This window comes from Stutzerimonas kunmingensis (assembly GCF_032106285.1).
Lineage (GTDB): Bacteria > Pseudomonadota > Gammaproteobacteria > Pseudomonadales > Pseudomonadaceae > Stutzerimonas > Stutzerimonas kunmingensis_B.
Window position 1 is genome coordinate 213,217 of the sequence record NZ_DAMCPO010000001.1, and the last position, 13,250, is coordinate 226,466.

13 protein-coding genes are annotated in these 13,250 nt (G+C 62.5%); 5 read left to right on the forward strand and 8 right to left on the reverse strand.

What is annotated here, in order from left to right:
- Window positions 1-43: 43 nt before the first annotated feature.
- The 4 genes from spoT to RT582_RS01015 form a co-directional block, all read right to left on the reverse strand.
- A complete protein-coding gene (gene spoT, locus RT582_RS01000; protein ID WP_313476212.1) occupies window positions 44-2,152 on the reverse strand; it encodes a bifunctional GTP diphosphokinase/guanosine-3',5'-bis pyrophosphate 3'-pyrophosphohydrolase in 2,109 nt (702 codons plus the stop codon).
- Window positions 2,153-2,212: 60 nt separating this feature from the next.
- Window positions 2,213-2,476, reverse strand: coding sequence for a DNA-directed RNA polymerase subunit omega (gene rpoZ, locus RT582_RS01005; RefSeq protein ID WP_003283345.1), 264 nt, complete (start codon window positions 2,474-2,476; stop codon window positions 2,213-2,215).
- Between the two features lie 106 nt (window positions 2,477-2,582).
- Window positions 2,583-3,212: a guanylate kinase gene (gene gmk / locus RT582_RS01010; protein ID WP_014821807.1), complete on the reverse strand. Its 630-nt coding sequence runs from the start codon at window positions 3,210-3,212 to the stop codon at window positions 2,583-2,585.
- Between the two features lie 69 nt (window positions 3,213-3,281).
- The gene (locus tag RT582_RS01015; protein WP_023444578.1) at window positions 3,282-4,145 is read right to left on the reverse strand and encodes a YicC/YloC family endoribonuclease; all 864 of its coding nucleotides are present in this window, start codon (window positions 4,143-4,145) and stop codon (window positions 3,282-3,284) included.
- 151 nt (window positions 4,146-4,296) lie between these two features.
- Here RT582_RS01015 and rph point away from each other — a divergent pair, with 151 nt between their 5' ends.
- Together rph and RT582_RS01025 are read left to right on the forward strand one after the other, a co-directional pair.
- Entirely contained in the window at window positions 4,297-5,019 is a 723-nt protein-coding gene (gene rph / locus RT582_RS01020; protein WP_023444579.1) for a ribonuclease PH, read from the forward strand.
- Window positions 5,020-5,036: 17 nt separating this feature from the next.
- Window positions 5,037-5,405 (forward strand): DUF4870 domain-containing protein, encoded by a 369-nt coding sequence (locus RT582_RS01025; protein WP_023444580.1) that lies wholly within the window; start codon window positions 5,037-5,039, stop codon window positions 5,403-5,405.
- A gap of 16 nt (window positions 5,406-5,421) precedes the next feature.
- Here the strand turns inward: RT582_RS01025 and RT582_RS01030 are convergent, their stop codons facing one another.
- Window positions 5,422-6,201 (reverse strand): exodeoxyribonuclease III, encoded by a 780-nt coding sequence (locus RT582_RS01030; protein ID WP_014821803.1) that lies wholly within the window; start codon window positions 6,199-6,201, stop codon window positions 5,422-5,424.
- A gap of 85 nt (window positions 6,202-6,286) precedes the next feature.
- Here RT582_RS01030 and pyrE point away from each other — a divergent pair, with 85 nt between their 5' ends.
- The 3 genes from pyrE to RT582_RS01045 all read left to right on the forward strand — a co-directional run bounded on the left by pyrE (window position 6,287) and on the right by RT582_RS01045 (window position 9,201).
- The gene (gene pyrE / locus RT582_RS01035) at window positions 6,287-6,928 is read left to right on the forward strand and encodes an orotate phosphoribosyltransferase (RefSeq protein ID WP_023444581.1); all 642 of its coding nucleotides are present in this window, start codon (window positions 6,287-6,289) and stop codon (window positions 6,926-6,928) included.
- Window positions 6,929-6,948: 20 nt separating this feature from the next.
- Complete coding sequence (locus tag RT582_RS01040) at window positions 6,949-7,542, forward strand: DUF4124 domain-containing protein (protein WP_224742652.1); 594 nt, start codon at window positions 6,949-6,951, stop codon at window positions 7,540-7,542.
- 183 nt (window positions 7,543-7,725) lie between these two features.
- Window positions 7,726-9,201 carry a DUF3360 family protein gene (locus RT582_RS01045; protein ID WP_080902081.1) on the forward strand — a complete coding sequence of 492 codons (1,476 nt, stop codon included), beginning with the start codon at window positions 7,726-7,728 and terminating at the stop codon, window positions 9,199-9,201.
- Between the two features lie 60 nt (window positions 9,202-9,261).
- On the opposite strand, the gene argB is transcribed toward RT582_RS01045, so the two are convergent.
- From argB to dut, 3 genes are read right to left on the reverse strand one after another with little or no spacing between them, the layout of a single operon-like run.
- The gene (gene argB / locus RT582_RS01050) at window positions 9,262-10,164 is read right to left on the reverse strand and encodes an acetylglutamate kinase (protein WP_003295449.1); all 903 of its coding nucleotides are present in this window, start codon (window positions 10,162-10,164) and stop codon (window positions 9,262-9,264) included.
- Between the two features lie 15 nt (window positions 10,165-10,179).
- A complete protein-coding gene (locus RT582_RS01055) occupies window positions 10,180-12,750 on the reverse strand; it encodes a phosphomannomutase/phosphoglucomutase (RefSeq protein ID WP_313284991.1) in 2,571 nt (856 codons plus the stop codon).
- Between the two features lie 44 nt (window positions 12,751-12,794).
- Window positions 12,795-13,250: a dUTP diphosphatase gene (gene dut / locus RT582_RS01060; RefSeq protein WP_003283360.1), complete on the reverse strand. Its 456-nt coding sequence runs from the start codon at window positions 13,248-13,250 to the stop codon at window positions 12,795-12,797.

Genomic DNA, 13,250 nt, shown 5'->3' on the forward strand with positions numbered 1-13,250 from the left:
CAGCCGTGGCGTTTTGCAGACAGGTCGAAGTCGACGGAGGAGGTCAGGCCTTGACGCGGGTAATGCGGGTGACGCCCTTGATCGCGCGCAGCTTCTTGATGACTCGGGCCAGGTGCACGCGGTCATGCACGCTGACCACCAGCTGGACGACGCTGATGCGACCGTCGCGCTCGTCCATGCCGATCTTCTCGATGTTGCCGTCGGCGGCGTTGACGCTGCCGGCGAGCAGGGCGATCAGGCCGCGCTGGTGCTCCAGCTCGACGCGCAGTTCGACGTTGAATTCGCCGGTGACGTCCTTGGACCAGGACAGCTGGATGCACTTGTCCGGGTTGTGGCGCACATCGGCGATGTTCCGACAGGTTTCCAGGTGCACGACCATGCCCTTGCCGGCCGATAGATGCCCGACGATGGGGTCGCCGGGGATCGGCGTACAGCACTTGGCGTAGTTGAGCACCAGTCCCTCGGTGCCGCGGATCGCCAGCGGGCCTTCGAGCGCCGGCGCCTGCTCGCCGTCGCGCGAGACCAGGCGGCGGGCGATGACGTAGGCCATGCGATTGCCCAGGCCGATGTCCTCCAGCAGGTCCTCGACGTATTCCATGTGGTATTCGGTGAGGACCTGGCGGATGCGCTCGGGGTCGATCTTCTCGAGGCTGGTCTCGAAGCCGCTCAGCGCCTTGCTCAGCAGGCGCTCGCCGAGGTTGATCGACTCCGAGCGGCGCTGCAGCTTGAGCGCGTGGCGGATGTGCGTGCGCGCCTTGCCGGTGACCACGAAGCTGAGCCAGGCCGGATTCGGCCGGGCGCCCGGGGCGGTGACGATCTCCACCGTCGAGCCGCTTTCCAGCGGCTGCGACAGTGGCGCCAGGCGGCGGTTGACGCGACAGGCGATGCAGGTGTTGCCGACGTCGGTGTGCACCGCGTAGGCGAAGTCGATGGCGGTCGAGCCCTTGGGCAGCTCCATGATGCGGCCCTTGGGCGTGAAGACGTAGACCTCGTCGGGGAACAGGTCGATCTTGACGCTCTCGATGAACTCCAGCGAGTTGCCGGCGCGCTGCTGCAGCTCCAGCACGCCCTTGACCCACTGTCGGGCGCGGGCATGGGTGCCCTTGGGGACCTCGTCCTCGTTGGACTTGTACAGCCAGTGCGCGGCGATGCCGTTGTTGGCCATCTCCTCCATCTCGCGGGTGCGGATCTGGATCTCGATGGGCACGCCGTGCATGCCGAACAGCGTGGTGTGCAGCGACTGGTAACCGTTGGCCTTGGGAATCGCGATGTAGTCCTTGAAGCGGCCCGGCAGCGGCTTGTACAGGCTGTGCACGGCGCCGAGCACGCGATAGCAGGTGTCGACCTTGTCGACCACGATGCGGAAGGCATAGACGTCCATGATCTCGTGGAACGCCTTGCGCTTGCCGCGCATCTTCTTGTAGATGCTGTAGAGGTGCTTCTCGCGGCCCATCACCTCGCCTTCGAGGCCGTCGCGTTCGAGGCAGTGGATCAGCGACTGCTCGATCTTCTCGACGATCTCGTTGCGGTTGCCACGGGCGCGTCGCACCGCGGCGCGGATGCGCTCGGAACGCATCGGGTGCATGGCCTTGAAGCCGAGGTCCTCGAACTCCACGCGCATCGAATGCATGCCCAGGCGGTTGGCGATGGGGGCGTAGATTTCCAGGGTTTCCTTGGCGATGCGCCGGCGCTTCTCGCCGGCCAGCACTTCCAGGGTGCGCATGTTGTGCAGGCGGTCGGCGAGCTTGACCAGGATCACGCGGATGTCGCGGGCCATGGCCATGGCCATCTTCTGGAAGTTCTCGGCCTGGGCCTCGGCCTTGGTCTCGAAGTTCATCTGGGTCAGCTTGCTGACCCCGTCGACCAGTTCGGCGACGGTCTCGCCGAACTGCGCGATCAGTGCATCCTTGGGAATGCCGGTGTCCTCGATGACGTCATGCAGCATCGCGGCCATCAGGCTCTGATGGTCCATGTGCATGTCGGCGAGGATGTTGGCTACCGCGAGAGGATGGGTGACGTAGGCTTCACCGCTGCGCCGGCGTTGACCGTCGTGGGCCTGCTCGGCGTAGAAATATGCACGACGGACCAGATTGACCTGATCCGGGCCGAGGTAGGTCGATAGGCGATCCGCAAGCGCGTCTATGGCTGGCAAGACAGTGCTCCTTGCCAGCGGGCTTCGATGTTATCGGTTCGACTTCGACCTGGCATTTATTCAGATGGCCTCGTTCGGCTCTTCCTCGTACTGGGTAAAGAGAGGCTCGTCGTCAACGATCTCGTCTTGTGCAATGACATCGTAGTCGACCAGGCCGGAAGCGATCTCGCGCAGGGCGACGACGGTCGGCTTGTCATTTTCCCATGCGACCTTGGGCTCCTTGCCACCGGTGGCCAGCTGGCGCGAGCGCTTGGTAGCGAGCATGACCAGCTCGAAGCGGTTATCGACGTTGTCCAGGCAATCTTCAACGGTAACGCGGGCCATGGTGTTCCTCATCAATAGCGGTAGAGCGTGCCCGAATGGGCGAGCGGACGGAGTAGTCTAAAAAATCACCAGCCTTAATGGAAGCGCTGTTTCTGCGGGCTGTGCGTCAACCGACCTGCGCGAGCAATTCGCCAAGCAGGCGGGCGTGGCGCTGTTGCTGGGTCTTCTGTATCAGTTGGTTGGCGCGGAAGATCGACTGCAGGTCGATCAGGGCGTGGGCGAAGTCGTCGTTGATCACCAGGTAGTCGTATTCGACGTAGTGGCTCATTTCGCTGACCGCTTCGCGCATGCGCTTGTCGATGATCTCGTCACTGTCCTGGCCGCGGTTGTTGAGGCGTTGGCGCAGTGCTTCCTGTGTCGGCGGCAGGATGAAGATCGATTTGGCCTGGGGCATCAGGCGGCGCACCTGCTGCGCGCCCTGCCAGTCGATCTCCAGGATCAGGTCGAAGCCTTCGGCCAGGGTGTCTTCCAACCAGCGCTGGGAGGTGCCGTACAGGTTGCCGAACACTTCGGCATGCTCGAGAAACTCGTTGCGCTCCAGTCGCGCGAGAAAATCCTCGCGGCTGACGAAGTGATAGTTGACGCCGTCGACCTCGCCCGGCCGCATGGCCCGGGTGGTATGGGAAACCGACACCCGCACCTGCGGTTGTGCATCGACCAGCGCCTTGACCAGGCTGGTCTTGCCGGCCCCGGAAGGCGCGGAAACGATATAAAGCGTACCGGTGGTGGCGGACATGACGGGTTCCTGAAAAGCGCTGTTAATGCTGTGGGACAAAAATAGACCAGCCGTTGTGGTGGCTGATGGTTATTCGAGGTTTTGCACCTGCTCGCGCATCTGCTCGATCAATACCTTGAGATTGACCGCGGCCTGAGTGCTGCGCGGGTCGAACGCTTTCGAGCCGAGGGTGTTGGCTTCGCGATTGAGTTCCTGCATGAGGAAGTCGAGCCGGCGTCCGGCCGCGCCGCCGGTCTTGAGTACCCGTCGCACTTCGGTCACATGGGTGTTCAGGCGGTCCAGTTCTTCGGCAACGTCACTCTTCTGTGCCAGCAGGACCATCTCCTGTTCGAGGCGCTGTGGGTCGAGCTCTGCCTGCATTTCGCTGAAGCGGTCGAGCACCTTCTGGCGCTGGGCTGCGAGCATCTGCGGCACCTGTTCGCGCAGCGTGGCAACTTCTTCGAGGATGCTGTCCAGACGCTCGTTGAGCAGCTTGGCCAGTTCGTCGCCCTCACGCCGGCGGCCTTCCTTGAGCTGCTCGAGCGCACTGTGGAAGAGCTGCAGGGCACTCTGGTTGAGTGTCTGTGGGTCGACCGCGTCGCCGACCAGTACGCCCGGCCAGCCAAGTACCTGCAGCGGGTCAATCGGTGCGGGTTGGCTGATCAGTGCGGCAACGCTTTCGGCGGCGGCGATCAACTGGCTGGCGCGCTCGCGGTCGACCTGCAGGGCGGTGCGGTTGTTTTCCTCGGCGAAGCGCAAAGTGCATTCCACCTTGCCGCGCGAGATGCCTTTGCGCAGGGCATCGCGAACCGCGCCTTCGAGGTCGCGGAAGGCGTCCGGCAGGCGCAGGTGCGGCTCGAGATAGCGATGATTGACCGAGCGGATTTCCCAACTGAGGGTGCCATGGGTGCCGGCCTGCTCGCTGCGGGCAAAGGCCGTCATGCTGTGGACCATCGGGGATACCTCTCGATTGCGGGCTGCGAAAGGCGAAGGATTGTAAAGGAAAACAGGGTGTCGCGGCAGCGATGGCCGGACGGCCGCGACCCTTTTCCGCGCCAATGGGCTCTATAATGCCGGTCAATTTCCCATCTAGCAGGACCTATACATGAAGCGACCCAGTGGCCGTGCCGCCGATCAGCTGCGCTCGATCCGCATCACCCGCAACTACACCAAGCATGCCGAGGGCTCGGTGCTGGTGGAGTTCGGCGACACCAAGGTGATCTGCACGGTCAGCATCGAGTCCGGCGTCCCGCGTTTCCTGAAAGGGCAGGGGCAGGGTTGGCTGACCGCCGAGTACGGCATGCTGCCGCGCGCTACGGGTGAGCGTAACCAGCGTGAAGCCTCGCGCGGCAAGCAGGGTGGGCGCACCCTGGAAATCCAGCGCCTGATCGGTCGTTCGTTGCGTGCGGCGCTCGACATGAGCAAGCTCGGTGAGAACACGCTGTTCATCGACTGCGATGTGATCCAGGCCGACGGCGGTACGCGCACGGCGTCGATCACCGGTGCCATGGTGGCGGTGATCGATGCGCTCAAGGTGCTAAAGAAACGTGGCGGTCTGAAGGCGGGCGATCCGGTCAAGCAGATGATTGCAGCGGTATCGGTCGGTATCTATCAGGGCGAACCGGTGCTGGATCTGGATTACCTGGAGGACTCGGCGGCCGAAACCGATCTGAATGTGGTGATGACCGACGCCGGTGGTTTCATCGAGGTACAGGGAACTGCCGAAGGCGCGCCGTTCCAGCCTGCTGAGCTCAACGCCATGCTGGCCCTGGCTCAGGACGGCGTGCGACAGTTGTTCGAGTTGCAGCGCGCCGCGCTGGCTGACTGAGCGAGAGGTAACGCGAAATGACCGATCAGGATCTCGTGCCGCTGCCCAACCGCGAAGCGCGTCAGTGGGCGATGTTCTGCCACTACTCGTCGTTTTTCTGGTTTCTGGCGCCGATGATCGGCAACGTGATTGGTCCGCTGATCGTCTGGCAGCTGAAGAAGGACATGGATCCCTTCGTCGATCAGCAGGGCAAGGAAGCGCTGAATTTCCAGCTGACCTTCAGCATCGTGATGATGATCTGCGGCTTGCTGGCCTGGATCCTCATCGGCTTTCCGCTGATGGTGCTGGTGAGCGTAGTGGCGCTGGTGCTGGTGGTGATCGCCGGCATCCGTGCCAACGAGGGCAAGCCCTACCGCTATCCGTTCTGCTGGCGGCTGGTCAAGTAGGGCAAACCGCTGAGCCTCAGAGGCTCAGCGTCCAGTCGTAGTCAACGATCAGCGGCGCGTGCTGGGAGAAGCGTGGCTGCCGTGGCAGGCGAGCAGTGCGCACGAAGCGGCGTAGACCGGATGTCAGGATCTGGTAGTCGAAACGCCAGCCGAGGTTGAGCATTTCGGCCTGCTCGGTGTCCGGCCACCAGCTGAACAGATCGCCTTCGCGATTGACTTCGCGCAGGGCGTCGATATAGCCCATATTGCCGAAAATCTCGTCCAGCCAGGCGCGCTCGGGCGCTAGAAACCCTGGGTCCTGCTGACAATCGCGCCAGTTCTTCACGTCCAGCTTCTGGTGGGCGACATACAGTGAGCCACAATAGATGTACTCGCGGCGCTTGCGGCGCTGCTTGTCCAGGTAGTGGGCGAAGTCGTCCATGAACTTGAGTTTGTGGTTCAGGTTGGCATCGCCGCCGTGGCCGGACGGCACCAACAGGCTGGCGATGCTGACCTTGTCGAAATCCGCCTGCAGGTAACGCCCGTAGCGATCCGCCGTCTCGAAGCCCAGTCCGGTGATGACGGCCTTCGGCTGCAGCCTGGAATAGAGCGCCACGCCTCCCTGCTCCGGAATCTCGGCATCGCAGGCATAGAGAAAGTAACCGTCCAGCTGATAGGCCGGATCGTCGAGTTCCAAGGCAGAGGCGCGGGTATCTTGCAGGCAGATGACATCGGCATTCTGCGCTTGCAGCCAGCTGAGCAATCCCCGCTGTGCCGCCGCTTGAATGCCATTCACGTTGACGCTGATGATCCGCATAAATGGCCCCTAAAAACACGTGCGTGTATGATAACCCAAGCTCTTCGCAATTAGCTAAAACAGTGGTTTTCCGGGAAATTTCTTCATGCAGGCGTACCAGCGCGAGTTCATTCGCTTCGCCATCGAACGCGGTGTTCTGCGTTTCGGTGAGTTCACTCTCAAGTCGGGACGCATCAGCCCCTATTTTTTCAATGCCGGGTTGTTCAACAGCGGCAGCGCGTTGGCACAGCTCGGGCGGTTCTACGCCTCGGCGGTGATCGAGAGCGGTCTGGATTTCGACGTCATCTTCGGCCCGGCCTACAAGGGCATCCCGCTTGGCGCAGCCACCGCCATCGCGCTGGCCGAGCAGCATCAGCGCGACCTGCCTTGGTGCTTCAACCGCAAGGAAGCCAAGGATCATGGTGAGGGTGGCACGCTGGTCGGTGCACCGCTGGCGGGGCGTGTGCTGATCGTCGATGACGTGATCACCGCCGGCACCGCGATCCGCGAAGTGATGCAGATCATCCAGGCGCAGAAAGCCGAGGCCGCCGGCGTACTCATCGCCTTGAATCGACAGGAAAGAGGGCAGGGCGAGCTGTCGGCGATTCAAGAAGTTGAACGTGATTATCGAATGCCGGTAATCAGTATTGTGTCCCTGGAGCAAGTGCTGGAATATCTCGCCGACGACGCTCAGCTGAAACAGCACCTGCCCGCGGTACAGGCTTATCGCGAGCAGTACGGAATCTGACCCAGGGTAGGTAATGCGCCATGCGTAAATCGGTAGCCGCTCGTACGTTGCTCCTGCTAGGAGTCATATGTCCGGTATTGGCTTCGGCTGCCGAGCTGTATCGCTATGTGGACGACCGTGGCGTGGTCGTACTCGATCGCCATGGCGTGCCGCCGCAACACATTTCGCGTGGATATCAGGTGCTCAACGAGCAAGGGCGAGTGGTCCGCGAGGTGCCGCCGGCACCGACCGCGGAGGAATTTGCCCGGTTGCAGGCACAGAAGGCCCGCGCTGCATCGGATGCGCAGCTGCTGCGTCTGTATGCCAGTGTCGAGGATGTGGAGCGGGCCGAAACGCGCAAGCTTTCCGAGCTCGATAGCGTGATGGGCTTGGCGCGCGGCAACCTGCAGTCGATACGCAACCAGCATGCGAGCTTGCGCAAGCAGGCGGCGAACCATGAGCGCGCCGGTCGCAAGGTTCCGGGCAACCTGTTGGCGCAGATCGAGAACCTTGAAAAGGAAGAGCAGAGTCTGCAGCGCGACCTCAAGCGTTTCGAAAAGGCGCGCGCTGATGCGGAAGTCAGCTTTGCCAGTGATCGCCAGCGGATTGCCGAACTCCTAGGGCAAAAGCAGTAAAACGCTGATACCGGTTCCCTTGTTTCAAAATACTTGGCGTGGCTATTTGCTATGCCAATAGCTCGATGAGTAGCTTGCTTGCTATCACAAAAGACCGCTCTAGCTCAATAGTTTCAAGGTCGTGATGAGTTGCTTGGGGTCAGTCTGTACCGTGGCGCAAATTTTTCGGTATGGCTGACTAGCATGAATGGTAGGGACCTACGCAGTTATCGGGAGCTTCACAAGCCGAAGGGAAATTTCGCGACTCGCTCTGAATACCTCGAGCACGAACTGGAGATCATGGCGCCGAAGCGCTGGGGAATAAACCTGCCGTTTCGTGACTACCGTTTCGAGTACGAAGATTGGGTGCCGGCCATGGCGGCGACCATCGGCAAGATCGTCATGGTGGCGGCTGTTGTTGCGGCTTTCGCCGGCCCGATGGGGCTTTCCAACGAGTTCGTGATCGAGAACGCGCGCTACGAGATGCTGATCGCAGCCCTGCTGTTTGTCGTGGTGTTCTCCGGTTTCCTCAATCCCACGGCCAACCTGGCCGGGACCCATGGGCCGTTGATTCCGTTGATTCCGCTGATCGTCGCATCGGGCGGGCATCCTATGGCGCTGGGGATCATGGTGGGTGTGCTCGGTTTCACCCTCGGTGTCTTCAAGGGCGGCAGTCTGTTGGCGCGTCTGACTAGTGATGGTGTTTGTGGCGGATTGCTGCTGTATCTGGGTTTCATCGGCATTACCTCGCAGATCAAGAAGCTGTTCGGTTGGGCCGACAGCTTCGACATGGGCTACATCGCGTTTATCGTGGTGTTCGCCACCATCGTGATGTACGCCTATCTAGAACATATCCGCATGCGCTGGCTGGCGATTCCGCTGGGTTCGGCGCTGGCGGCCGTGATCGCATTTGCATTGGGCGCTCCGTTCGAGTTCACCACCGAGCCGGGTGTGCCCAACCTGAATCCGATGTACTGGTGGGGCGAGACTACCGGCTGGCAGATCGGTCTGCCCGAGCTGCATCACTTCATTGCTGTCGCGCCATTTGCCGTGCTGGCGGTAGCCATGTGGTCGCCGGACTTCCTCGGACACCGCGTGTTTCAGCAGCTGAACTATCCGCCGAAGGCGAAGAAGGTGCTGATGAACATCGATGACACCATGTGCGTTGCGGCGGCACGACAGATCGTCGGGACGTCGCTGGGTGGCGGTAACCTGGCCTCATCCTGGGGCACCTTCATGGTGCCGGCCGCCATCGCCAAGCGCCCGATTCCCGCCGGTGCATTGCTCACCGGCCTGCTCTGTGTGGTTGCGGCGCTTTGGGGTTACCCGATGGATCTGGCGATCTGGCCGCCGGTACTGAGCGTGGCGCTGATGGTCGGCGTGTTCCTGCCGCTGCTGGAAGCCGGTATGCAGATGACCCGTGAAGGCAAGACCTCGCAGTCGGCGGCCATCGTGATCTTTTCCTCGGCGCTGGTTAATCCGGTGTTCGGCTGGTCGCTGACGGTGCTGCTCGACAATCTCGGGCTGATCGGTGACAAGGAGCGTGGTCAGTCCCTGAGCCACCTGCATCGTTGGGTCATCCCGACGATCGTCTTCATCGTGCTCTGCGCCGTGATGCTGGGTATCGGCATGTTCCCGGGCATCCCGGCGATGCTCGAGTCGTTCCGTATCGATCTCTGATCGGCCGGCGGCACGACATGAAAAAAGGGAGCCTAGGCTCCCTTTTCTTTTGCGTCTGCTTCAACCCTGGCTGTTAGTGATCAGTGTGCCGACGCCGACATCGGTGAAGATCTCCAGCAAAACCGCGTTGGGCACGCGACCGTCGATGATGTGGGCGCTGTTGACACCACCTTGCACCGCTTCCAGCGCGCAGCGGATCTTCGGCAGCATGCCGCCGTAGATGGTGCCGTCGGCGATCAGTGCGTCGACCTGGGCCGTGGACAGGCCGGTCAGCACGCTGCCCTGCTTGTCCATCAGGCCGGCAATGTTGGTCAGCAGCATGAGCTTCTCGGCCTTCAGCGCCTCGGCCACCTTACCGGCGACCAGGTCGGCGTTGATATTGTAGGACTCACCGTTCTCGCCCACGCCAATCGGCGCGATTACCGGGATGAAGTTGCCCTGCACCAGCATTTCCAGCAGCTCGGCATTGACGCCGGTGACTTCGCCGACATGGCCAATGTCGATGATTTCCGGCTTGGTCATCTCCGGTGTCTGGCGGGTCGCCTTGAGCTTCTTGGCGCGGATCAGGCCGGCGTCCTTGCCGGTCAGGCCAATGGCGCTGCCGCCATGCTGGTTGATCAGGCTGACGATGCTTTTGTTTACCTGCCCGCCGAGAACCATCTCCACCACATCCATGGTCTGGCTATCGGTGACCCGCATGCCGTCGATGAAGTGGCTTTCGATGTTCAGCCGCTTGAGCAGGTCGCCGATCTGCGGACCGCCGCCGTGCACCACCACCGGATTGATGCCGACCGCCTTCATCAGCACGATGTCGCGCGCGAAGCCGGTTTTCAGCTCCTCGCTTTCCATCGCGTTGCCGCCGTACTTGATGACCAGCGTCTTGCCGACGAACCGGCGAATGTAGGGCAGCGCCTCGGAAAGTACCTTGGCGAATTGGGTGGCAGCTTCACGGCTGAGGGTCATGCAGGGCTCCGCAAATCAGAACGGCAGTTTGAGATCGGGTGCAACGTTGAGCAGCTGTGCGCGGAAAACGTCCTGTATGCGGCTGAGTTCTTCCTCGCTGTCGGCCTCGAAGCGCAGCACCAGAACCGGTGTGGTGTTCGAGGCGCGGATCAGGCCCCAGCCCTTGGGATAGTCGACCCGTACACCGTCGAGGGTGATCAGGTTGGCTTCGCCCCACTGAGCGTCACGTTGCAGGGCGTCCATGATGGTGAATTTGCTTTCCTCTGTCACCGTGATGTTGATCTCCGGTGTCGAGATATCGCAGGGGAATGCGGCGAACACCTGCTCGGCGTCACGCTTGTCCTGGCTGAGGATTTCCAGCAGGCGCGCGGCGCTGTAGATGCCGTCGTCGAAGCCGAACCAGCGTTCCTTGAAGAAGATGTGCCCGCTCATTTCGCCAGCGAGCAGCGCACCGGACTCCTTCATCTTCTTCTTGATCAGCGAATGGCCGGTCTTCCACATCACCGGCCGGCCGCCGTAACCGCTGATCAGCGGAGTGAGGCGACGGGTGCATTTGACGTCGAAGATGATGTCGGCGCCTGGATTGCGCGATACCACATCCTTGGCGAACAGCATCAGCAGGCGGTCCGGATAGATCATGGTGCCGGCGTTGGTCACCACGCCGACGCGGTCGCCATCGCCGTCGAAAGCCAGACCGAGATCGGCCTTCTCGGATTTAACCTTGGCGATCAGGTCGACCAGATTTTCCGGTTTGCCCGGATCCGGATGGTGATTCGGGAAGTTGCCGTCGACGTCGCAGTACAGCGGGATCACGGTGCAACCCAGTGCTTCGATCATGCGTGGGGCGATGACGCCGGCGACGCCGTTACCGCAGTCGACGACCACCTTCATCGGTTTGGCCATGGCGATGTCACTGCGAATCTGCTCGAAGTAGCGTTCCAGTACATCGACCTGCTCGACCTTGCCCACGCCGCTGGACAGGTCGTTGGTCTCGATGCGCTTGCGCAGGGTCTGGATCTGTTCGTTGGCCAGGGTGTCGCCGGCGATGACGATCTTGAAACCGTTGTAGTCCGGCGGATTGTGGCTGCCGGTGAGCATCACGCCGGACTTGCCGGCGAGAATGTTGGCGGCGTAATAGAGCACCGGCGTCGGCACCATGCCGATATCGCTGACGTCGCAGCCGCTGTCGAGCAGACCTTGAATGAGGTGCTGGACCAGTTCGGGACCAGACAGGCGCCCGTCGCGGCCAACCGAAACGTTGGGTTCACCCTTGGCGAGGCTCTCGGACCCGATGGCGCGGCCGACCCAGTAGGCGGTCTCGGTAGTCAGGCTGTCGCCGACAACGCCACGGATGTCGTAGGCGCGGAAGATACTGGCGGGCAAATTCGGGGCTTTGGCACTGCTCATTGCGGGTTCTCGCTCCTTGGTGTCGAGGCCGAAGATGTCCTGGTCCTCGTCGAGAATATCGATGTCGAGAATATCGGTGTCCGGCAAGCGCGGATCGACGTACTCGGTAGGTTTGGCGGGCCGAACGGCTGGAGCCGCGGCGGGTGCCTGAGTCGGAGCCGGTCCAGCTTGGCGGACAGGCAGTCGGACCATGTTCCTGGCCAGTGCGTCGAGGACCGGCAGGCTCAAGGCCGGTATTTGGATGGTCTTGCCGGTGGAGAGTTCCTGTAGCAGGCGGCTCATCTGCAACACGTCTTCGCGCAGCCTGCGCTGCTGGCCGCCGAGCACCAGCTGCAGCCCGATCAGCACGCCGGCAATCGCCACCAGGGCGGCCGCGAGCAGGAGCAACGGCATGAGAGTCAGCTGATCGATGGCACCGGGCAGGTAGGCCAGCTTCCAGTTGGCGTTGCCGCTGGCGAGGGTCAGTGCCGAAGCATTGTCGGCTGCGGTGCCGCGCTGCAGCAGCACCTGTTCGGGTGCGCCGGAGAATTGCTGGGTCAGTCGCAGCTGGCCGGCTTCGTCGGGCAGCGTCGGGAGTGTCGCGAACAGGTGCTGGAGATCGCTGACCAGCAGCAGCGTGCCGCGAATCGCCTGTTCACCCTCGGCGCGCAGCGGAATCGCACTGTAGAGCAGCCAGCGGTTGTCGACCTTGTAGGCTTCCGGAGCGGCCGACTGGCCTGCTTCGACCCGCTGTAGCAGATCGAGCGCAGCGAAGTTCAGCGGGCCCGGGCGGCTGGTGTCCGGCACCACTCTGCCGCGCGGATTGAGATGCGCGTCGACCACGCCGGGCAACTCCAGCAGGCGCTGTTCGGCTTCGCGTCTGAGCTCGGTGTCAGCACGGACGACGTCCACCAGGCGTTGCTGCTCCACTGCTGTCTGGGTATCGGCACGCAGCCGCCGCAGCGCCTGCTGCAATGCGCTTGCCTGGCTCTGGCTCCAGGCCTCGGCGAGCTGTGTCCGTTGCTGCTGCTGAGCGCCCTGCTGACCGAGCCAGATCAGCGCGGCGGCCGCGCCGAGCCCGATCAGGCTGGCTGCGAGGCCACCGAGCAATGGCTTGAGGGTGAAACCGCCGCGCTTGCTGCGGGTGTCGGCCGGGTTCAGAACGCCTGAATCCTTGGCGGTGCGCTTGAAGAGTGCCATGAAGCTCCTCGAATCATCCTGAAAGGTAAGCGGTGCGCAGTGACTCAGTGGCTGCCGGAGTGCCCGAAGCCGCCAGCGCCGCGGTCGCTGCTGTCGAAACTGTCGACCAGTTCGAAGCGGGCCTGTACCACCGGTACCAGCATCAGCTGCGCAATACGCTCGCCGACGGCGATGGTGAAGGCGCTCTGGCCGCGGTTCCAGCACGACACCATCAGCTCGCCCTGGTAGTCCGAGTCGATCAGCCCGACCAGGTTGCCGAGCACGATGCCGTGCTTATGGCCAAGGCCCGAGCGCGGCAGGATCAGCGCCGCGAGCCCCGGATCGCCGATGTGGATGGCAATGCCGGTGGGAATCAGCAGCGTCTGGCCCGGCTCGAGCACCGTGTCGCTCTGCAGCATGGCGCGCAGGTCGAGGCCGGCAGAGCCCGGTGTCGCATATTCGGGAAGGGGGAAGTCCTGGCCGAGGCGAGGGTCGAGAATCTTGGCTTGGAGTGCGTGCAT